Below are 20,304 nucleotides of genomic sequence, written 5' to 3'. Positions count from 1 at the left end.
GTGGTGGTTCCGGCGGCATCACCCGCAAACCGTTGTCGCGTGCCTACGGTGGGGGCATGTCCACCATCCTGATCACCGGCGCCACCTCCGGCCTCGGCCGGTACGTCGCGTTCGCGCTCGTCCGCTCCGGCCATCTCGTCCTCGCCCACGGCCGCGACCCCGGCCGTACGGAGCGGCTCGTCGCCGAGTTGCGCGCCGAGGGCGAGGCGGAGGGGTTCGTCGCCGATCTGGCCTCGCTGGCGCAGGTGCGCGAGCTCGGCGCGCGGGTCGCCGAGGCCCACCCCGCGCTCGATGTGCTCGTCAACAACGCGGGGGTGGGCGCCGGTTCGCCCGGTTCGGGCCGTGAGGTGAGCGCCGACGGTCACGAACTGCGGCTGGCGGTGAACTACTTGGCGCCGGTGGCCCTGACCCGTGCCCTGCTGCCCGCCCTGCGGGCGGGGGCGCCGGCGCGGATCGTCAACGTCGGCTCGGTCGGCCAGGAACCCGTCGACTTCGACGACCCCGGGTTCACCCGTGGCTACGACGGGTTCGCCGCCTACTGCCGGGCCAAGTTCGCGCTGGCGGCCCATACGTTCGCTCTGGCGGCGGAGTCGACGGGCAGTGGGGTGTCGGTGAACGTGCTGCATCCGGCGACGTTCATGGACACCGCGATGGTCCGCGAGGGCGGGGTCGCGCCCTGGAGCACGGTCGCCGACGGGGCGCCGGGGGTCCTGGCGCTGGCCACCCAGGAGTCGGGCACGGGCGGTTTCTTCGACGGAACGCGTCCGGCGCGGGCGCACGAGGCGACGTACGACCCGCAGGTTCGGGCGCGCCTCGCGCGGCTCACCGAGGAGCTGCTGGGCGCCTGACGGCGGATGTCCCGCGCTCGTTCCGTGAACCGCCGCGGGAGGCCGTCGGTGTCACCTCCACCGGCGGCCTGCCGCGGCTACCTCCGGGTCTGTCCGGGGACCAGGCCCACCTGCGGCGCGCCCATCCCCCGCAGTGCCTGCTGGGCCTGGTCCACCAGGCCGTCGGCTCCGCAGGAACGCGCCAGTGACAGGCCCCGGCCGAGTTCGGACACCGAGCGGGAGAGGATGCCGTACTCGACGCGGGCGGCCGCGTGTTCGTACTGGCAGGGCGAGGACTCCAGGAAGGTGACCGCCTGCTGGGCCAGCCGGACCGCGCGCTGGCCGGTCTCCAGGGCGGCGGCGCAGCGCAGGGCCTCGCCGATCGCGGTGTCGGTGCCGAAGCGTTCGGCCTGACGACGGGCCTCGGACACAAGCCGGTTCGCCCGGTCCGGATCCTCGGTGGCCAGCGCCCGGGCGAGTTCGACGGCCCAGGGCACCATCACCGGGTTGAGGTGGCCGCGCGCGGCGGCCGCCTTCTCGGCCGCCTCCAGCTCGTTGATGCCGTCCTTGACCCGGCCGACGGCCAGCAGCAGCCGGCCGCGCACCGAGCGCGGGTCGGGCAGCACGATCGTCGACGGGTACGGCGGGGCGAAACCGTACTGTTCGGCGGTCTCCCAGGCCTCGGCGACATGGCCGCGGGCCAGCAGCGTGTCGACGAGGTTGCAGGTGGCCGACCAGTACAGGGGCAGGCCGCGGCCGACGCGTTCGGCGACCCGCAGGGATTCCCTGAGGGACTCCTCCGCCTCCTTCAGACGGCCCCGGCGGCGCAGGCCCAGTCCGAGGTAGGCGTGGGCCAGCGCGAGATGGCCGCCGCTCCACCCGGCGGAGGTGTAGGCGCGCAACGCCTCGTTGAAGAGGGCGTCGGCGCGGTCCAGCCGGTCGGTGTAGGCGTAGGAGCTGGCGAGCATCATCAGCAGTTCGATGCCCCACTCCTGGTCGGTCCAGCCGAGCCCGGGGGCGAGAGCGCCGTTGACGAGGGCGCGGTCGCAGAATTCGGCGACCTCCTCGGCGTTCTCGCCGTGGGTCATGGCGTCGAAGCCGCGCAGGATGAGCAGGGCGCGCTCGGCGTTGTCCCGGCCGGTGCAGGTCGCGGCCAGCTCGGCGAGCCGCTCGGAGCGGCGCGGGGTGGTCGTCTCGCCGGCGTGCACGCCCTCCCACATGAACTGCACCGCCTGGAGCCGCAGCCGCGCGGGGCCGGGGGCGTGCCGGGCGGCCTCCGCCTCGACCGTGCGGACGGCCTCCTCCAGCTGGTCGTTGTGCAGGAGGGCCTGGGAGAGGCGGTAGACGGCGTCGACGCGCTCGGTGCCGTCGAGGCCCGGCATGGAGAGTGCGGTACGCAGGTGGTCGATGGTCCTGGCGGGGGCGGTGAGGAGGGTGGCGCAGCCCAGTTCGTAGAGCACGTGCGCGTGCACCTCGGCGGCGGGCGGTTCGCTCAGGGCCCGTTCCAGACAGCGGCGGGCCGCGTCGGGGGCGCCGACGGCGAGGTGCTCGCGGGCGGCCTCGCGCAGCTGCTCGACGAGTTCCTCGTCGCCCTCCGCGTGCACCTGGAGCAGGTGCCGGGAGGCGGCCGCGAGGCCCTTGCCGGCGTCGGTGACGACCTGGGCGGCGATGCCGTGCATCGCGGTGCGCAGGCCTCCGGGGATGGAGTCGTAGACGGCGGAGGCGATCAGCGGGTGGACGAACTCCAGATCGCCGTCGCCCGCCGGGACGGCCCCGGGGACGGGCTCGGTGAGGATGCGGGCGTTGCGCAGCAGTTCGGCGCAGCGCGCCGCGTCGTCGCGGCCGAGTCCGGCGAGCAGGGCGGCCTGGGCGACGGAGATGTCGGCGCCGAGGATCGCGGCGGCCATGGCGAACTTGGTGGCGTCGACGCCCAGTTTCTCCAGGCGGTCGACGAGGCCGCCGCCGCGGGCCGCGCGGTTCAGGGCGCGCAGTTCGCCGGCCGAGGACTCGCTCGCCTCCAGTTCGCTGTCGCGGACCTTGGCGAGGAGTTCGACGGTCTCGTAGGGGTTGCCGTCGGTGACGGCCCACACCTCGCGGCAGAACGCGGCGTCGGCGTGGGGGCCGAGGGTGGCGCGGGTGAGACCGGCGACCGCGGGCGGGGTGAGGGCGCTGAGGCTGGTGACGGCTCGGCCCGCGGCCACGCCGATGGCGTCGAGGTGGCGGGCGGCGTCGCCCTTGACCTCGCCGGGCCGGCGGGCCACCACGACCAGGACGGAGAGTTCGTCGAGGCGTTCGACGAACGCGACGAGCCAGCGCAGGGTCTCCTGGTCGGCCCAGTGCGCGTCGTCGATCAGCAGGACGAGCGGGTAGTCGCGCCTGGCCAGCCGGGTCACGGCGGCGACGAGGCCGTCGCAGACGCCCTGCGGGTCGGCGTGGCCCTCGCCGGGCTCCAATATGCCGAGGGCGGGGCCGGCGATGTCGTACCAGTCGCCGAGGTACTCGCGGGCCTCCTCCGGGTGCAGGGACAGCAGGGTTGGCTGAAGCAACTGCCGTACCACGTTGAAGGGGACGGATTTCAGTGTCTCGCCGCCGCGGGCCGACCAGACCGTGCAGCCGTGGCGCTCGGCGATACGGCGTGTCTCGGCCAACAACGCGGTCTTGCCGAACCCCGCCTCGCCCCGGAGCACCAGCAGGTGACCCGACGATGACCGGTCGGCGCAGAGTGTCTCCACCGCCTCCGCGATGGCGGCGACTTCCCGCTCGCGCTCCCACAGGGAAGCCGAGGCGGCCGTCGTCGGCCTGACCTCCGTCATCCCGCTACCTCCCCAAGTCGCCCGAACGACGTACCGACGTCGAGCGTAGCCTTCCGGAGGCTCGTGCGGAGGGCGGTCCGGGCAGGTCCCGCCTCCAGGGTGACACGCGACGGTCCGGAACGCCCCGGCGGGCCTGCGGAAGTGGTCCCCCGACGTCAACGGCGAGTGACGGGCACCGAATTGACGTCCATTTCACGCCAGCCGGGCGGTGGTGCGCCCGGAACGGATTTCAACAGAGTGCCCTCCCTCTCATCCGGCTTTCACCGACGCCTCATACGGTGGGGTCATGACGCAGGTGACTCCTCCCGGGTGGTATCCCGATCCGGGGCAGACAAGTGACGGTCCCGCCACCGAACGCTGGTGGGACGGCAAGGCATGGACGGACCAGACCCGCGCAGCGGGCTCGGCCGCCGTATGGGGTCCGCCGGCGCAGACCCCGGCGGACGGCGCGTACCCGGCGTATCCCGGTTATCCGGGGTATCCCGCGGCGCCACCGGGCCCGGGCCCGCGGCGCGGACTGCGGACGGGCATAGCCGTCGCCGCGGCCGTGGCGGTCCTCGCGAGCATCGGGGTCGGCGTGTACGCGCTGGCCAAGGACGACGGCTCGGGCGGCGGCAGTGGCACGGCCCAGGGACCGGGCGGGCAGGGCGGGCCCGGCGGCACGGGCGGCCAGGACGGCAGCGGCGGCCAGGGCGGGCCCTTCGGCGACTCCGGTGGCTCGGGCGGGGCCTCTCCCTCGCCCGGGGAGTCCGAGGCGCCGAAGATCAAGAGCGGTGCGGTGACCGACGCGCTCAACGGGATCAGCATCGCCATCCCGGACGGCTGGACCGGCCAGGAGCTGAGCGTGGGCGCGCAGATCACCTCGGACTCCTCCTACAAGTGCCCCGGCGACACCTCGAAGACCTGCACCAAGGGGGGCGTGTACTCGGCGCCCGTCGAGGTGCTGGAGACCAAGGGCGAGACCGCCGAGGCGGTCGCGAAGGCGGACATCTCGGCCAACGCCGAGGAGTCCTACGGCGGCACGACGTACGGCGCGATCACCTCGCACCAGGTGCTCGCCTCCAAGGCGGTGACGGTGGCCGGGCAGAAGGGCTACCTGGTGCGCTGGAAGGCGGTCACGAGCAAGGGTGCGGACGGCTATGTCGAGTCGCTGGCGTTCCCCGCGCCCGCGGACACCAAGCGGCTGGTCGTGCTCCGCTTCGGGGTCGACGCCGACCAGAGCGTGTCGATCATCGACACCATCACCAAGGGCATCAAGGTGTCGACGGGCGGCGGCAGCGGACAGGACGTCTGACACGGTCGGCCGGGTGGGGCACCCCTCCGCTCAAGGGGGCCCCACCCGGCCGGGTGGTGCGCGCCGCCCCCGTCCCCACGGTGCGGCGCGAGACAGGTCACCGTCCAGTCATCCCGTGGACGGCGGCCTGAGCCTTGTGTCGATCTCTGTACTGATCTCTGTTTCGGTCTCCGCGCCGGCCCCTAGGTGAGGCCGAGCGCCGGCAGGACGGCGGCCTCCACGAAGCGGACCAGGTACTCCTGGTCCGCGTACTCCCCGTCGACGACGGGACGGGCGCGGATCACGCCGAACATCTGCGCCGGGATGTACTCCAGCGCCGGGTGGTCGCGGGCGACCTCGCCTCGCTCGACCCCGCGCCGCAGGATCTCCCGCAGCGCCTCGATCTCGGGGTCGACGATCGCCTCCCGCAGCGCCAGCGCGAGGTCCTGGTCGCCGGTGACGGCGTGGCCGAGCGCCTGCAGCAGCTTGGTGTCGTTCGTCGACCAGCGGCCGGTGGCCCGCGCGGCCTCGCGCAGGTCCTCGGCGAGCGAGCCGGTGTCGATACCGGTGAGCCGGGCCTCGCGACGCGAGCGCAGGGCGGCCACGACGAACTGGGGCTTGGTCTTCCACTGCCGGTAGAGCGTGGACTTGCTGCACCGGGTGCTGGCGGCGATGCCCTCCATGGTGACGGCTTCGTAACCGCATTCACGGACCTGGTTCAGAACGGCGTCGAAGAACTCCTGCTCACGCTCGGGCGTGAGCTTGGAGCGGCTCGTGGCGGCGCCCGACTCGGGTCCGTCCGCTGCCTGCGACATCATCTGCCGTTCCCTCGCTTCTCCACCGTCTCTGTGGCGTGCCTCGAGGCCCCCGCGAGAGCCTCTGTCCAGTGTGGCGCACATCAATCGATACGTCAGTGTACCGGTACGCGTGCGTATCGGTACACTGACGTATCGGTACGACATCGTATCGATGGTGTATGCACGAGTCACGAGCACGGCAGCACCACCCACACGCACCACCGTCAGTGAAGGGGCCGGGGGATGAATGCCCGCACCGAGCCTGGGGAAGCGGAGCCGGTCACGCCGGCGCGGCCGCCCATAGTCCGAGAGCTCCTGCTGGTCGCAGGGCTCTTCCTCGTCTACAAGCTCGGCCGGCAGCTGGCCGCGGGCCACACCGGCGAGGCCTTCCGCAACGCACACGACGTGTGGCACGTCGAACGCCTGCTCCGGCTGCCCCGGGAAGACGCCGTCCAGGCCCTGCTGCTGCACGGCGACACCCTGGTCAAGGTCGCGAACACCTACTACGCGACCGTGCACTTCCCCGCCACCCTGGCCTTCCTGGTCTGGCTCTACCTGCGGCGCCCGGCCCACTACGTGTGGGCCCGCCGGGTGCTGGCCGCGGTCACCGCCGCCGCCCTGGTGCTGCACCTCGCCCTTCCGCTCGCCCCGCCGCGGATGCTGACGGCGACGGGACTGATCGACACCGCGCGCGTGTACGGGCCGTCGGTGTACGGCCCGCCGCGGACGGACCATCTGTCGAACCAGTTCGCGGCGATGCCCTCGCTGCACTTCGGCTGGGCCCTGATGGTCGCGATCGGCCTCGTCGTCGCCACCCGGTCACGGTGGCGGTGGCTGTGGCTGCTGCATCCGCTGCTGACCCTGCTGGTGATCGTGGGCACGGCCAACCACTACTGGCTCGACGCGATCGTGGCGGGCGCGCTGCTCGGCCTCGCGCTCACGCTGATCCACGCCCCCCGGCGCACGGCCACGACGACGGGACGCGGTACCCGCACCCTCGTCCCGGCCGAGGAACCGGTCCTCGTGGGAGCGGGCCGATGAACGCCACCCTGGTCGCCGTCGTCCTGTCCCTCTTCTCGGCCGTCGCCTACGCGGCCGCCGCCGTCGCCCAGGAGCGACTGGCCTCCCGGCACCCCGGCACGGGCCTGCTGCGTCTGCTCGGCAACGGCGCCTGGTGGTCGTCGGTGGGGCTGAACGCGGCCGCGGCCCTGCTGCACGTGGTCGCCCTCAAGTACGGACCGCTCACCGTGGTGCAGCCGCTCGGCGCGCTCACCCTGGTCGCGGCGGTGCCGATGGGCGCGCGGGTCGCCGGGCGCAAGGTCAGCGCCGCCGAGTGGCGGGGCACCGCCTTCACCCTGGCCGGCCTGGCGGCGATCCTGGTCACCGCGTCGGGTCCGGCTCCCGAGGACGTCCTGAGCGTGCCGGAGGCGGTGGCGGTGGCGGGCGCGACGGCGGCGCTCATCGGGCTGCTGGCCCGGCGCGGCGCCAAGCCGGGACTGCGGCACGCGACCGCGTCCGGCTTCGCCTCGGGAGTCGCCTCGGCGCTCACCCAGACCGTGACGGTGGCCGTGACGGACCGGTCGGGCCCGCTGCTCAGCGTGCAGGTGATCGGCGTGGCGCTGCTGGTCGCGGCCTTCGCGGCGGCCGGGCTGCTGCTGTCGCAGACCGCCTACCGGGGCGGCCTCGGCGCGCCGCTGGCGATGGTGACCCTGGCGAACCCGATGGCCGCCGCGGCGATCGGCCTCGCGCTGCTGGGCGAACGCCTCCAGGGCGGGGCGGCGGGTGTGCTCCTGGCGCTGGCCGGAGCGGGCATCGCGGGCTGGGGTGTGGTGCTGCTGTCCCGGGCCGCGCCGGAACCCGGTGCCGTCCAGGACGAGGATCACCCCGTGGCGGCGGTGCTGGCCCTGAGGCCGGAGACGGCGTCGGCCGAACCGGCCCTGCTGCCCCGGCCGACGACCGGGCCGGAGCACCTCACCGCGCTGTAGCCCCGGCGCTCAGCGGGTGACACCCCGGCGGGGGTGTCACCTCCGCGCGAGGGGCGTCAGCCCAGGCCGCGCGCGTCCTGCTTGAGCGCGGTGTCCACGGTCAGGGCCGTGGCGACGACCAGGCTCAACAGCGGCTCGGGCAGCTGGTAGTGGATCTGGAGGACGTAGTTGTCCGCCGTGGTGAACATCGTCTTGGCGAGGCCTTCCCAGGTCTTGGTGATCCGGGCGACCTCGTTGTCGGCGTGGTCGACGATCGCGAAGTTCCAGGCCCGCCAGTTCTCCGCCTTGATCGCGCCGACCTGACGGCCGTCGGCGTTGATGGCGAAGTTGATCTTTCCGAAGACGTTCTGCTGGACGATCTCGCCGACCGGCTGCCCGTCGGGGCGCGTCACGACCACCCGCGACTTGAGGAACTTCGCCGGACGCGTCAGCAGCAGCACCGGCTGCCCGTGGACGTCGCGGATCTCCAGCCTGTGCGTCAGGTACTGGTCGATGCTGACGACGAAGCGCAGGATCTTGCGCAGCGCGCTCTGGCCGACCTGGACGACCGAGCCGAGCTGACCGCCCTGCTGGTCCATGACCTTGTACTCGTTGGTCAGCTCGATCAGCTTGGCCTTCTGGTTCACCACCAGCACCGGCTCGCTGAACAGCGTGCCGCCGCCGGGGCCGCCCGCCGCGACCCCGGCCTGCTGATGCACCTGACGCTGGACTCGCTCGTCCGGCCCCGCCTGACGGGGCACCTGCGGCGCGGCCTGGCCCTTGCCGTCCTCGTGCGTGTGCTCGGTCCACTGGGCGCCGTCCCAGTAACGCAGGATCCGGTCCGCGCCGTGCGGGTCCGGGTACCAGCCTGAAGGTGTGTTCGAATGCGTGGTCACCGGGGCACATTACCCCGAGCCCACCGCGACCTGACCAGCCCCCACGATGCGGTGTTCACCGCGCATTTACCGTGACGGCGGCCCAAGCGGGTCACTCCGTGACGATCGCCGGGTCGCTCACGCCGGGACGGCCGTTCTCGACGTGTCCGGCGAACCGCCGCAGGAACGCCGGGTCTGCGCCGGACGTGACGGTGAGGTCGTACCACCGGCGGCTCGCCCGCAGGTCCAGGGTGCGCCTGACCGATCCGCCGGGCCGCAGCCTGACGGTCGTGGGCCGCCCGCCGTAGCCGTCGGCCACCCTCAGCTCCACCGTGCTGTAGCCCCGGTGGGTGAAGGTCAGTTCCAGTCCGTCGTCGACGTGCCGGGCGGTCACCTCGGCCCCGGCCGCCTTGCCCGCCCCTTTGAAGACGCGCAGGAATCCGTTCGGTCCGTGCACGGTCAGGTCGTGCGAGCCGCCCGAGTACGCCGGGTTCCAGGTGTCCGAGACGGTCGCGCCCGCCCCGGTGGTGTAGCTCCACGGTCCGTCGGCGCGGTTGCCGGAGGTGACCAGGAAGGCTGCTCCGGCCTTGGCCCCGGAGGCGAAGGTGAGGGTGAGGGTCCCCGCGGTCGGGTCGACCGAACCGTGCACGGCGGGCGCGTACGTGAGCGGGCGGGTGGGCCGTGTGCCGCGCTCCTGCTTCGGCAGGACGGGGACGGCCGGCGGGGTGGGCACGTAGTCGGGGTGGCGGCCGCGGTCCGGGGGCTCGTAGCCGTCGGTGTCCGGCAGGGCGACCGGCCGGGTGTCCGGGCGGGTGAAGTCGAACGCGGAGGTCAGATCGCCGCACACCGCGCGCCGCCACGGCGAGATGTTCGGCTCGTGGACGCCGAAGCGGCGCTCCATGAACCGGATGACCGAGGTGTGGTCCAGCGTCTCGGAGCAGACGTAACCGCCCTTGCTCCAGGGAGAGATGACGAGCATGGGCACCCGCTGGCCGAGTCCGTAGGGACCGGCGGTGTGGCCGCTGTCGCCCGGGAAGACGTCGAGGCCGACGTCGACCGTCGAGCGGCCCTGCGCGGCCGAGGCCGGCGGGAACGGCGGGAGCAGGTGGTCGAAGAAGCCGTCGTTCTCGTCGTAGGTGACGAACAGGGCCGTCTTCGCCCACACCTTCGGGTCGGAGGTGAGCGCGTCGAGGACCTGGGCGATGTACCAGGCACCGTAGTTCGCGGGCCAGTTGGGGTGCTCGGTGAAGGCCTCGGGGGCGGCGATCCAGGAGATCTGCGGCAGCCGGCCGCCCTTGACGTCCGCCTTCAGCTGCTCGAAGTACCCCTCGCCCGTGCGGGCGTCGGTACCGGTGCGGGCCTTGTCGTACAGCGGGTCGCCGGGCTCGGCGTTCTGGTACTGCTTGAAGTAGAGCAGCGAGTTGTCGCCGTAGTTGCCGCGGTAGGCGTCCTGGATCCAGCCCCAGCTGCCCTTCGCGTCCAGGCCGTCGCCGATGTCCTGGTAGATCTTCCAGGAGACCCCGGCCCGCTCCAGGCGTTCGGGGTAGGTCGTCCAGCTGTAGCCGGCCTCGTCGTTGCCGAGGACCGGGCCGCCGCCCTTGCCGTCGTTGCCGGTGTGTCCGGTCCACAGGTAGTAGCGGTTGGGGTCGGTGGAGCCGATGAAGGAGCAGTGGTAGGCGTCGCAGACGGTGAAGGTGTCGGCGAGCGCGTAGTGGAAGGGGATGTCCTCGCGGGTCAGGTACGCCATCGTCGTGGCGCTCTTGGCGGGCACCCACTTGTCGTACCTGCCGCCGTCGAAGGCGACATGGCCGTCGTTCCAGCCGTGCGGGAGGTCCTGGAGGAAGGCGAGACCCAGGTCGTCCGCGTCGGGGTGGAAGGGGAGGACGTCCTTGCCCGCGCCGTCCGCCTGATGCCAGACCGACTTGCCGTTCGGGAGGGTGACCGGACGCGGGTCGCCGAAGCCTCTGACACCCCGCAGCTTGCCGAAGTAGTGGTCGAAGGAGCGGTTCTCCTGCATCAGGACGACGATGTGCTCGACGTCCTCGATCGACCCCGTGCGGTGGTTAGCGGGCAGCGCGGCGGCGCGTTCGATGCTGCCGGAGAGAGCGGTGAACGCCGTTGTGGCGCCCGCGAGTTGGAGGAATCGGCGCCGGTTGACTTCGGGCATGGGTGAGGCACCTCTCGTACGGAAGGGGCTGCGCCTGCCGGTTCGTGACGCAATGCGCGCGCAAGGAGTGTTCCAAGGGCACCGAACGTCAGGGAAGGCCCGGATGACGCCGGCGTGAAAGTCGACGGTACGAGGGGTGTGCGACGGGCCAAGAGATCCCCAAGCCGCTCCGGTCCGCCGACTCGGGGCCGGAAATCGGTGGTCGGCCGGGAACCCGCGCCACGCGCGTCCGCCGGGCCGCGCCGACGGCGGGCCGGCCCGATCGGTACGCGCCGAACCGGCCCACCGCATCGACGAGCCGACCCCGCGCGAGGGAGCCGATCCGTGCCGCGACCCGCCTTCCGGACGCGCATGGCTCCCGGCGGAGCGGAGCAGGGGCACGTCCCACTGAGCGGGACGGAATCCGGACGCGCCGTGCTGCACACCCCGCCGCTCTCGAGGAGAGAGCCGCTGGTCACGGCAGCCGCGAGGACGGTCACGCAGAGGCCTTCGGTATCGGGAGAAGCCCGGCTTCTGCGCGTTTCATTGATTGTACCGACCGCTGGGTCTATCTTTCCGGCAGCCGCACCGAAGCTTCATGCACCGCGCGCTCGTCCCCCACTTCCCGGCCCGCAGTCACTCGGGCCGTTCCCTGGTTCTCCGCTCACCCATGGAAGGCCCCGATGTCGCAGACACCAACCGTCGCTCCGCCGGCCCCGGAGAGATCCGCCACCACCTCGCGCAACGTCCTCATGGTCGTCGCGCTCGTGTGGACCGTCCAACTGGTCGCGCTCATGGCCGCGTTGTCCGGCATCGCGCAGGCCGAGGTCGCGATCCACTTCCGGACCACCGAGATCGCCTGGTTCACCCTGATGACCCTGCTGACCGGGACCTTCTTCCTGCCGTTCGCGGTCAAGGCCGCGGCCCTCTTCGGCAAGAAGCGCGTCCTGCTCGTCGCCACCGGACTCGGCTTCGTGGGCGACCTGATCGCCGCCGTCGCGACCGACTACCGCACGCTGCTGATCGGGCGCGGCATCGCGGGCGTGTACGCGGCCACCGCCCCGCTCGCCTACGCGATCACCCGCGATGTGTTCCCCCGCCGCTGGGTCGGACTCGCCAGCGGGATACTCGCCGGCGGTGTCGGCCTCGTCGCCTTCGGCGGGCCGTTCCTGTCCGGCTGGCTGCTGGACGACTACGGCTTCCGCGGGGTGCTGTGGTTCATGGCCATCAGCACCGCGGTGAGCTTCGTCCTGGTGGCCGCGTTCGTGCCCGAGAGCCCGATCCGCGCGGCGGGCGGCCGGATGGACTGGATCGGCGGAATCCTGCTCGGCGGCGGCATCACCGCGATCGTCTACGCCGTCGGCCAGGGATCGCACTGGGGTTGGGACAGCGGCAGGTTCGCCACGTACATCGCCGGGTCACTGATCGCGCTGGCCGCCTTCGTCTTCGTCGAACGCCGGGTCGCCGAACCGCTCTTCCCGCCGGCCATGACACGGCGCCGGCCGGTGTGGACCGTCCTGCTGGCCACGTCCATCGCGGCCGGCTCGCTGAGCGCCGTCGGCGTGGTGATCCAGATGCTGATCCTGATGCCGAACATCCCCACGGTCTCCGAGGGACTGGGCTGGTCCGGCACCCACAACGCCATCGTCACCAGCCCGATCAGCGCGATGATCATCGTGGCGGCCGTCGGCACCGGTTGGCTCGCCCGCCGGGTGGACGCGCGCATCCTGCTGGGCACCGGATCCGCGCTCACGGTCCTCGGCTACGGCATCGGCACCCAACTGCACCACAACGCCGCCCAGATCGTGGAGATGGGCCTGATCGCCGGGTTCGGCACGGGCATGGTGATGGCCATCGCGCCCATCATGATCATCGAGGTGGTCACCCCCGAGGAGCAGGCGCTGGCCAACGGCGCCCAGACCCTCGGCCAGGGCGTCGCACAGATCATCGTCTCGCAGCTGGCCTTCGTCGTGATGGCCCAGCACGGCGCGATCCTCAAGGGCACCCAGTTCTACCTCGACGCCGGGTTCACGAACGGCCTCTGGCTGGTGGTCGGTTGCTGCGCACTGGGCGCGCTGCTCGTCCTTCTCATCCCGCGGAGCAAGCGCCTCGACGAGGCCGAGGTCGGCCAGGCGGCCTGACCGCACCCCTCGGCATGCCCCACGTGGGACCGGCTCCGCTCGCTTCCCTCCCCCGGCCGTTCGGCCGGACAGGACGGCGCGGCGGAGCCGGTCCCACCCGGCTTGCGGCGCGCCGCCCCGGCCTTCACCGGCCCTGCTCCCGCCACCCCGAGCAGTCCCGCGCCGTCCCGCACCTGTCCCGCTTGCCGCGCCACCCCGCGTGGCGGCTGCCCCACGGGCCCGGGTCGGGTCATCACGCCCGAGGCGCCACCGGCCTTCACGGTCGTACGCGACCGTCCGCACACTGCAGACGTTGAGCGGCATACCGCAGACCGTGAGCTGCATACCGCGTGCGCCAGACCTCATATCGCATACGCCATACCGCAGACCGCAGACCGCAGACCGCAGACCGCAGACCGCAGACCGCAGACCGCAGACCGCAGACCGCAGACCGCAGACCGCAGACCGCAGACCGCAGACAATCCCTCGGCTGCTGCCGATGTGCACGGTGAAACGCCGCGAGGGCCGGGCATTTCGCCCGGCCCTCGGCCACCGCCGTACGCCTACGCCTACGCGTTCGCGGAATCGGCGATCGGTGTGAACTGGTGCTTCAGGAACGCGCCCGACCAGGCCATCAGGTCCGACGGCACGTAGTAGCCCTTCTCGTCGTTGATGGCGTCCCAGTTCCCCGCCACGTCCTCGACGGTGACGGAACCGTCGCCGTCGTGGACATAACCCTCGGTCGAGGCGATGAACAGGCGCGCGAAGCGGCCGGCGCCGGCGGTGTAGATCTCCCCGTTGACCGGGCAGCTCTCGTGCGCGAGGTACGCCACCATCGGCGCCACCGCGTCCGACGGCATGTACGGCAGGCCCGGAGCGGCCTGGGCGGGAGCGGCCTGGGCGGGCTCCTCCTCGGGGCCGCCGCCCATCCGGGTCATCGCCGCGGGGGCGATCAGGTTGACCTTGATCCCGTGGGGTTCGCCGGAGAGTTTCGCGCTGCGGGCCAGCCCGACCGTGCCCGCCTTCGCCGCCGCGTACGACAGGTTGTTGTCGAGCCCGAACAGGCCGCTTGAGGTGGTCAGTACGACGCGGCCGTACTGCTGCTCGACGAAGTGCGGCCAGGCGGCGCGCAGCGTGTTGAACGAGCCGACGAGGTGGACGGCGAGGTGGCGCTCCAGGTTCTCCGCGTCGACCTCCGGCAGGCCGGCCCACCGGATGATGCCCGCGTTGTTGACGAGGACGTCGATGCGGCCGAAGTGCTCGATCGCGGAGTCGATGACGGCCTGTCCGCCCGCCGGTGTGGAGATGTCGTCGGTGTCGGCGACGGCCTCGCCGCCGGCCGCGACGATCTCCTCGACGACCCTCTGCGCCGGTCCGGTGTCCGAGCCGTCGCCCTCCATGGATCCACCCAGGTCGTTGACGACGACCTTCGCCCCGCGCTCCGCCAGCAGGCGGGCGTGGGCCCGGCCGATCCCCCGGCCGGCGCCGGTGACGACCGCGACGCGTCCTTCGAAGCTGAACTCACTCATGCCTGACTCCTGTTGTGCTGCCGTGTGCGGATGCGGATGCGGTGGTGGATGTCGCTGGCGGATGCCGGTGGTGGATGCGCTGGCCGGTCCCGCCCGGGTGGGTGGGACCGGCCGGTCGGCGCCGAGGCGCCCGGGGTGGTGCGGCGATGCGGCGCTACCAGGTCACCGGCAGCTCGCTGATCCCGAAGGCGAGCGCGTCGGCCGGACGGAACGCGAGCTCGTCGCGGTCGACCGCGAGACGGAGGGTCGGGACGCGCCGGTAGAGCGTGCCGTAGACGACCTGGAGTTCGATCCGGGCGAGCTGCTGACCCAGGCACTGGTGGATGCCCCAGCCGAAGGCGTGGTGGTGGTTCGCCTTGCGGGTGAGGTCGAGCTTCTCGGGCTCGGGGAACGCCTCGGGATCCCAGTTGCCGGCCGGCAGCGGGACGACGATGCCGTCCCCCGCCTTGATCTGCGCGCCCTCGAACTCGAAGTCCTCGGCGGCGATGCGCCGCTGTCCGAACATCGCGACGGTCAGGTAGCGCAGGATCTCCTCGACCGCGCCCGCGGCGTCCCGGGTGTCCTCGACCTCGCGCAGCCGCGCGATCTCGTCGGGGTTCTCCAGCAGCAGGGCGGTGCCCAGCGTGATCATGGTCGCGCTGGTCTCGTGACCTGCGATCAGCAGGATCATGGAGAGCAGGGTGGCCTCGGGGAGGGTGAGGTCGCCCTCCTTGATCCGCGCGGCGAAGTCGGAGAGCACGTCGTCCGCGGGTTCCTCCATCTTCTTCCGGAGCAGCCCGGCGAGATAGCCGCCCAGCGCCTCGCTCGCCCGGCGGTCGTCGTCGGCCGTCTTGTCGCTCCTGGTGGCGAAGGAGGCGTGCTCCTGGAAGAAGTCGTGGTCCTCGTACGGCACACCGAGCAGCGCGCAGATCATCAGCGAGGGCAGCGGCAGCGACAGCGCCGTCACCAGGTTCACCGGCTTCGGGCCCGCCAGCATCCTGTCGATGAGCTCGTCCGTGAACCGCTGGATGTCCGGCCGCAGCGCCTCCATACGGGGGCGGGTGAACGGGCGGGTCATCATGCGGCGGATCCGCGTGTGGTCGGCGCCGTCGGCGTTGAAGATCGTGAGCGGGTGGTGCGGGGCGGTCTCCGCCATGGCCCGGTTGGGATACGGGAATCCCGGCCGCTTGTCGTCCGAGCTGACCCGGGGGTCGGACAGGATGGCGCGCTGGGCGGCGTGGCCCGTGACCAGCCACGGGGTGCTGCCGTCCCAGATCCGGCCGCGGGTCACGGGACCCTTGTCGTTCAGGGCGCGCAGTCCGGGCGGCGGGGCGAAGGGGCACTTGGCGTCCCGCTCGTCCTGGTAGAAGTAGAGGGACTCGTCGGGCGCGTCCCGGGTGTCTGCCTCGGCCATGGGTGTTCCTCCGGTGAGGGATGGGGGGATGGGGCAAAGTTCGGGGTCTACTCCTCGAGGCGGATCGCGAGCGCCGGGCACACCGCGGCGGCGTTGCGGACGTCCTCGGCCAGTTCGGCCGGCGGGTTCTCGTCCAGCAGGACGACGATGCCGTCGTCCTCGCGCTGGTCGAACACGTCCATGGCGGCGGCCACGCACTGTCCGGCGGCGACGCACTTCTCCTCGTCGACGACAACCTTCATGGGAATCTCTCCTGATCGTTCAGTGGGTCGGGGCGGGAGCGACGAGACCGTCGACGATCTCCTGACGGCGCATGCGGGCCTGCTTGGGCATGTTCCAGCCGAGCACCCCGGTGACCCGGCCCTCGCTGCGGTACCGGGCGACGAAACGGCGGGCCGTCAGATCACCCTCGACGACGTCCACTTCGGCGTCGGCGGGCAGGAAGCCGTGCACCTGGAGCTTGGCGTCGTACTGGTCGGTCCAGAAGTACGGCACCGGTGCGTACGGCCGGTCCGCGCCGAGGATCTCCCCGGCGACCGCCATGGCCTGTTCCGTGGCGTTGGTCCGGTTCTCCAGGCGGACGAGCCGGCCGAGTCCCTCGTGGTGCCAGCGGGCCACGTCGCCGACGGCGTAGATCCCCTCCTCCGCCCGGCAGTGGGAGTCGCACACCACCCCGTTGTCGAGCTCCAGCCCGCTGTCGGCGAGCCACTCCGTCGCCGGGGTCGCGCCGATCGCCACGACCACCGCGTCGGCCGGGAGCACCTCGTCGGTGGCGAGCCGGACGCCGGTGACCCGGCCGCCCCCGGCCGTGAGTCCGACGACGCCGTGTCCGAGCCTGAGCTCGACGCCCCGCTCGGTGTGCAGGTCGGCCAGCACGCCCGACACCAACGGGCCCACCTGGAGCGCCATCGGCGCCGACAGCGGGCCGGTGAGCGTGACGTCCAGGCCCAGGGTCCGTGCGGTGGCCGCGATCTCGGAGCCGAGCACGCCCTCGCCGACGACCACCAGCCGGGTGCCGGCCGGCAGACCGGCGCGCAGGGCCAGCGCGTCGTCGAGGGTGCGCAGTACGTGGACGCCGGCGAGGTCGGCCGAGCCGGGCAGGCGCCGGGCCCGGACCCCCGTGGCGATGACGATCGCGTCGGCCCGCAGCTCCCGCCCGGACTCCGTACGGACACCGCGCGACGCCCGGTCCAGTGCGACCGCCGGGTCGCCCAGGACGAACTCGGCGTCGAGCGCCGCCAGCACGTCCTGGGTGCGCAGTGCGGCCCGCTCCGGCTCCCAGGCGCCGGAGAGCACCTGCTTGGACAGCGGCGGCCGGTCGTACGGGGCGTGCGGCTCGTCGCCGAGCACCGTGATCCGGCCCTCGTAGCCCTTGCGGCGCAGGGTCTCCACGGTGGTCAGTCCGGACGCGGAGGCGCCCACCACCAGGACGCGGGCCGGCGCCCTGACGTCGTCGATGCTCATTCTCGGCTCCAGTGCGGCGTTGGTGCGGTGTCGGTGCGGTGTTCCGGGTGCGGACGGACGGCTCGGTCAGGTGAGGTAGCGCCCGCCGTTGACGCTGAAGGTCTGGCCGGTCACATAGCCCGCCTCCGGCGAGGCCAGGTAGGCCACCGCGTGTGCGACGTCCTCGGGCGTACCGGCCCGCTTCATCGGCATGGTGGCCGCGACCGCGTCCACGTCGACGGGGCCCTGGCGCACCAGCGGGGTGTCGATGAACCCCGGCGGGACGTGGTTGACGGTGATCCCCTTGTCGATGTACTCGACCGCCAGCGCCCTGGTGAGGCCGATGACGCCGCCCTTGGAGGCCGCGTAGTGCGCCATGGCGGGCGCGCCGGTCTGGGCGGAGGACGAGGAGATGTTGACGATCCGGCCCCAGCCCGCCTCGAGCATGTCGGGCACCAGCTCCCGGGTGACCAGGAACGGTCCCTTGAGGTTGATCCCGATCATGCGGTCCCAGGACGCCTCGCTGATCCGGGTGAAGGGCTCGTAGGCGGTCGTCCCCGCGTTGTTGACGAGGATCGCGACCGGCCCCAGTTCGTCGCGGGTGCGTGCCGCGGAGCGGGCCACGGCCGCGGCGTCGGCGGCGTCACCGCCCACCGCGAGGGCCGTGCCGCCGGCCGCCCGGATCTCCGCGGCGGTCTTCTCGGCGCCCTCGGTGTTCAGGTCCCAGACCGCCACGGCGGCGCCCTTGGCCGCGAGCACGGTCGCGATCCCGCGTCCGATTCCCCGCGCGCCGCCGGTGACGACCGCGACCTTTCCCTGAAGTGACATGTGTGCTCCTCGTGTGCTCGGTGTGGGCCCCCGCTCGCTGTCACCCGGGCGCGGAGTACACCCGGGCGGGGCCGTCAGCCCTCCAGCGCCTCGCGGGCGGCGGTGCGGGCGGCGACCGCCCGCGGGAACCCGGTGTAGCCGCTGGAGTGGTAGACGACCTCGGCGATCTCGTCCTGGGTCAGGCCGTTCGTCAGGGCGATCCGGACGTGGGTCTTCAGCTCGGTCTCGGCGCCGAGGGCGATGAGGATCCCGAGCGTGACCAGGCTGCGGTCGCGCGGGGCGAGCCCCTCGCGCCCCCACAGCGCTCCCCAGACGCTGGTGAGACCGATGTCGACGAGTTCCTCCCCGAAGCGGCCGTCCCGCAGATCGATGTCGTCCTCGGGGAAGACGCCCGGCAGGGCGGCCCGCATGGCCTTCCAGCCCGCGGCCCGCAGATCGGTGGATTCCTCGACGCTGTTGTCACTCATGACTGCTCCCGTCGCGCGGCTTCGCGTCCCTGAAGCGAAAGTTAGACCAGACGGTCGGTACAATCAATGTCCCGGCCGAGATTCGCATCCATTGAACGAATCCGACACCTCCTCTACTCTCACCTCAATATTCGATCGACCGGTCGACATAACAATCAAGGCTCACGCGGGAGAGCACATGAGCGACACCACGAAGACGGGCCCGGCGGACCAGGGCCTCGTGGACGTACTGGTCATCGGCGCCGGTGTCACCGGCATCGGCCAGCTGTACCGGGCCCGGGAGTCCGGGTTCTCGACGAAGCTGCTCGAGGCGGGCAGCGGCGTGGGCGGCACCTGGTACTGGAACCGCTACCCCGAGGCGCGCTTCGACTCCGAGAGCTACACCTACGGCTACCTGTTCTCCAAGGAGCTGTGGGAGGAGTGGGAGTGGTCGGAGCACTTCGCCGGCCAGCCGGAGATCGAGCGCTACTTCAACCACGTGGTCGACCGGTTCGACCTGCGACGCCACATGCTGTTCGACGCGAAGGTGACCGAGGCGGTCTGGGACGAGGCGTCCGGCACCTGGGCCGTGCGCACCGAGGACGGCACCGAACACCGGGCGCGTCACGTCGTGGCCGCGACCGGCATCCTCTCCGTGCCCTTCGTCCCCGGCATCCCGGGCCGCGAGGACTTCCGCGGCGAGCAGCACCACACCGGCCGCTGGCCCGCGACCCCGGTGGACTTCGCCGGCAAGCGGGTGGCCCAGATCGGCACCGGATCCAGCGGCGTCCAGATCGTGCCCGCGATCGCCGACGAGGTCGCACGACTGACGGTGTACCAGAAGGTGGCCGACTGGCTGACCCCGCTCAACAACCGGCCGATCACGTCCGAGGAACAGGCCGAGCTCAAGGGCGGCTACGAGTCCATCCGGGACACCCTCGACGCCTCGCCGAGCGGCTTCCTGCACCAGATCACCATGCGGTCGGGCCTGGAGGACTCCCCCGAGCAGCGCCAGGAGTTCTACGAGACGCGGTGGAACGGCCCCGGCTTCACGAAGCTCTCCGAGCACTACTACGACATGACCACGAACCCCACGGTCAACGAGGAGTGGTGCGAGTTCATCGCCGCCAAGATCCGCTCCATCGTCGAGGATCCGGCGACGGCCGAGAAGCTGATCCCCAAGGGGCACGGCTACGGCGGCCGGCGGCCCCCGTTCGGCACCGGCTACTACGAGGCGTACAACAAGCCGGCCGTCCAGCTCGTCGACATCAACGAGACGCCGATCGTCCGCATCACCGAGACCGGGATCGAGACCTCCGAGGGCCACCAGGAGTTCGACATCATCATCTGGGCCACCGGCTACGACTTCGGCACCGGCGCCCTCAACCGCCTCGGCGTGCGCGGCCGCCGGGGTCTCCCCCTGGAGGAGCACTGGGCGGACGGGCCGTCGACCTATCTCGGGGTGACGACCGCCGGCTTCCCCAACTTCTGGTTCCCCGGCGGACCGCACGGCGCGCTCGGCAACAACCCGCGCTACTCCGGCGACCAGGTGGACTACGTCATGGACCTGCTCGTCCACGCGCGCGAACACGGCCACGACGTCGTCGAGGTCACGACCGCCGCCGAGCAGGAGTGGACGGACCTCGTCAACGACAGCTCGGGACAGTCGTCCTTCCTCAAGAGCAGCTACTTCTACGGTGCCAACATCCCCGGCAAGCCGGTCAAGCAGCTGCTCAACCCGACCGGGCGCTGGAAGCTCCAGGAGCTGATCCGCGAGTCGGTGGAGAACGACTTCCCGGCCTTCGCCTTCACCAAGGCCCAGGCCCCGGATCCGGGGGTCTGAGCAGGCG

At 72.0% G+C, this 20,304-nt stretch carries 16 protein-coding genes; 6 read left to right on the top strand and 10 right to left on the bottom strand.

What is annotated here, in order from left to right:
* The first annotated feature begins 56 nt into the window (after positions 1-56).
* A complete protein-coding gene (locus OG736_RS36090) occupies positions 57-848 on the top strand; it encodes an SDR family NAD(P)-dependent oxidoreductase (RefSeq protein WP_327186147.1) in 792 nt (263 codons plus the stop codon).
* Between the two features lie 77 nt (positions 849-925).
* On the opposite strand, the gene OG736_RS36085 is transcribed toward OG736_RS36090, so the two are convergent.
* Entirely contained in the window at positions 926-3,640 is a 2,715-nt protein-coding gene (locus OG736_RS36085; RefSeq protein WP_327186146.1) for an ATP-binding protein, read from the bottom strand.
* Between the two features lie 286 nt (positions 3,641-3,926).
* On the opposite strand from OG736_RS36085, the gene OG736_RS36080 reads away from it, so the two are divergent.
* Positions 3,927-4,934 (top strand): DUF2510 domain-containing protein, encoded by a 1,008-nt coding sequence (locus tag OG736_RS36080; protein WP_327186145.1) that lies wholly within the window; start codon positions 3,927-3,929, stop codon positions 4,932-4,934.
* 182 nt (positions 4,935-5,116) lie between these two features.
* Here OG736_RS36080 and OG736_RS36075 read toward each other — a convergent pair whose 3' ends face one another.
* Complete coding sequence (locus OG736_RS36075) at positions 5,117-5,731, bottom strand: TetR/AcrR family transcriptional regulator (protein WP_327186144.1); 615 nt, start codon at positions 5,729-5,731, stop codon at positions 5,117-5,119.
* A 222-nt stretch (positions 5,732-5,953) separates the two neighbouring features.
* On the opposite strand from OG736_RS36075, the gene OG736_RS36070 reads away from it, so the two are divergent.
* Together OG736_RS36070 and OG736_RS36065 are read left to right on the top strand one after the other, a co-directional pair.
* Positions 5,954-6,751 (top strand): phosphatase PAP2 family protein, encoded by a 798-nt coding sequence (locus OG736_RS36070; RefSeq protein ID WP_327186143.1) that lies wholly within the window; start codon positions 5,954-5,956, stop codon positions 6,749-6,751.
* Positions 6,748-7,695, top strand: a complete 948-nt coding sequence (locus OG736_RS36065; RefSeq protein ID WP_327186142.1) for a hypothetical protein — start codon at positions 6,748-6,750, stop codon at positions 7,693-7,695. Before OG736_RS36070 ends, OG736_RS36065 begins: the two co-directional genes overlap by 4 nt.
* A gap of 56 nt (positions 7,696-7,751) precedes the next feature.
* Here OG736_RS36065 and OG736_RS36060 read toward each other — a convergent pair whose 3' ends face one another.
* Both OG736_RS36060 and OG736_RS36055 read right to left on the bottom strand, forming a co-directional pair.
* A complete protein-coding gene (locus OG736_RS36060) occupies positions 7,752-8,570 on the bottom strand; it encodes an LURP-one-related family protein (RefSeq protein WP_327186141.1) in 819 nt (272 codons plus the stop codon).
* Positions 8,571-8,661: 91 nt separating this feature from the next.
* Entirely contained in the window at positions 8,662-10,716 is a 2,055-nt protein-coding gene (locus OG736_RS36055) for a phosphocholine-specific phospholipase C (RefSeq protein ID WP_327186140.1), read from the bottom strand.
* Positions 10,717-11,378: 662 nt separating this feature from the next.
* Here OG736_RS36055 and OG736_RS36050 point away from each other — a divergent pair.
* Positions 11,379-12,836 (top strand): MFS transporter, encoded by a 1,458-nt coding sequence (locus OG736_RS36050; RefSeq protein ID WP_327186139.1) that lies wholly within the window; start codon positions 11,379-11,381, stop codon positions 12,834-12,836.
* 548 nt (positions 12,837-13,384) lie between these two features.
* Here the strand turns inward: OG736_RS36050 and OG736_RS36045 are convergent.
* From OG736_RS36045 to OG736_RS36020, 6 genes are all read right to left on the bottom strand, one after another.
* Positions 13,385-14,344 carry an SDR family NAD(P)-dependent oxidoreductase gene (locus OG736_RS36045; protein ID WP_327186138.1) on the bottom strand — a complete coding sequence of 320 codons (960 nt, stop codon included), beginning with the start codon at positions 14,342-14,344 and terminating at the stop codon, positions 13,385-13,387.
* A gap of 154 nt (positions 14,345-14,498) precedes the next feature.
* Entirely contained in the window at positions 14,499-15,737 is a 1,239-nt protein-coding gene (locus tag OG736_RS36040) for a cytochrome P450 (RefSeq protein ID WP_327186137.1), read from the bottom strand.
* A gap of 47 nt (positions 15,738-15,784) precedes the next feature.
* Positions 15,785-15,979, bottom strand: a complete 195-nt coding sequence (locus OG736_RS36035; RefSeq protein ID WP_020129392.1) for a ferredoxin — start codon at positions 15,977-15,979, stop codon at positions 15,785-15,787.
* A 19-nt stretch (positions 15,980-15,998) separates the two neighbouring features.
* The gene (locus tag OG736_RS36030; RefSeq protein WP_327186136.1) at positions 15,999-17,201 is read right to left on the bottom strand and encodes an NAD(P)/FAD-dependent oxidoreductase; all 1,203 of its coding nucleotides are present in this window, start codon (positions 17,199-17,201) and stop codon (positions 15,999-16,001) included.
* Positions 17,202-17,267: 66 nt separating this feature from the next.
* Positions 17,268-18,008: an SDR family NAD(P)-dependent oxidoreductase gene (locus OG736_RS36025; protein ID WP_327186135.1), complete on the bottom strand. Its 741-nt coding sequence runs from the start codon at positions 18,006-18,008 to the stop codon at positions 17,268-17,270.
* 74 nt (positions 18,009-18,082) lie between these two features.
* Complete coding sequence (locus tag OG736_RS36020) at positions 18,083-18,475, bottom strand: carboxymuconolactone decarboxylase family protein (RefSeq protein ID WP_327186134.1); 393 nt, start codon at positions 18,473-18,475, stop codon at positions 18,083-18,085.
* Between the two features lie 178 nt (positions 18,476-18,653).
* Here OG736_RS36020 and OG736_RS36015 point away from each other — a divergent pair, with 178 nt between their 5' ends.
* Positions 18,654-20,297, top strand: coding sequence for a flavin-containing monooxygenase (locus OG736_RS36015; protein WP_327186133.1), 1,644 nt, complete (start codon positions 18,654-18,656; stop codon positions 20,295-20,297).
* The last annotated feature ends 7 nt before the right edge of the window (positions 20,298-20,304 follow it).

The sequence above is a fragment of the Streptomyces sp. NBC_01334 genome (genome assembly GCF_035983595.1).
Classification (GTDB): Bacteria; Actinomycetota; Actinomycetes; order Streptomycetales; family Streptomycetaceae; genus Streptomyces; species Streptomyces coriariae.
The sequence above is the reverse complement of the archived record's forward strand: the minus strand, read 5'-3'. Positions and strand labels throughout refer to the sequence as shown.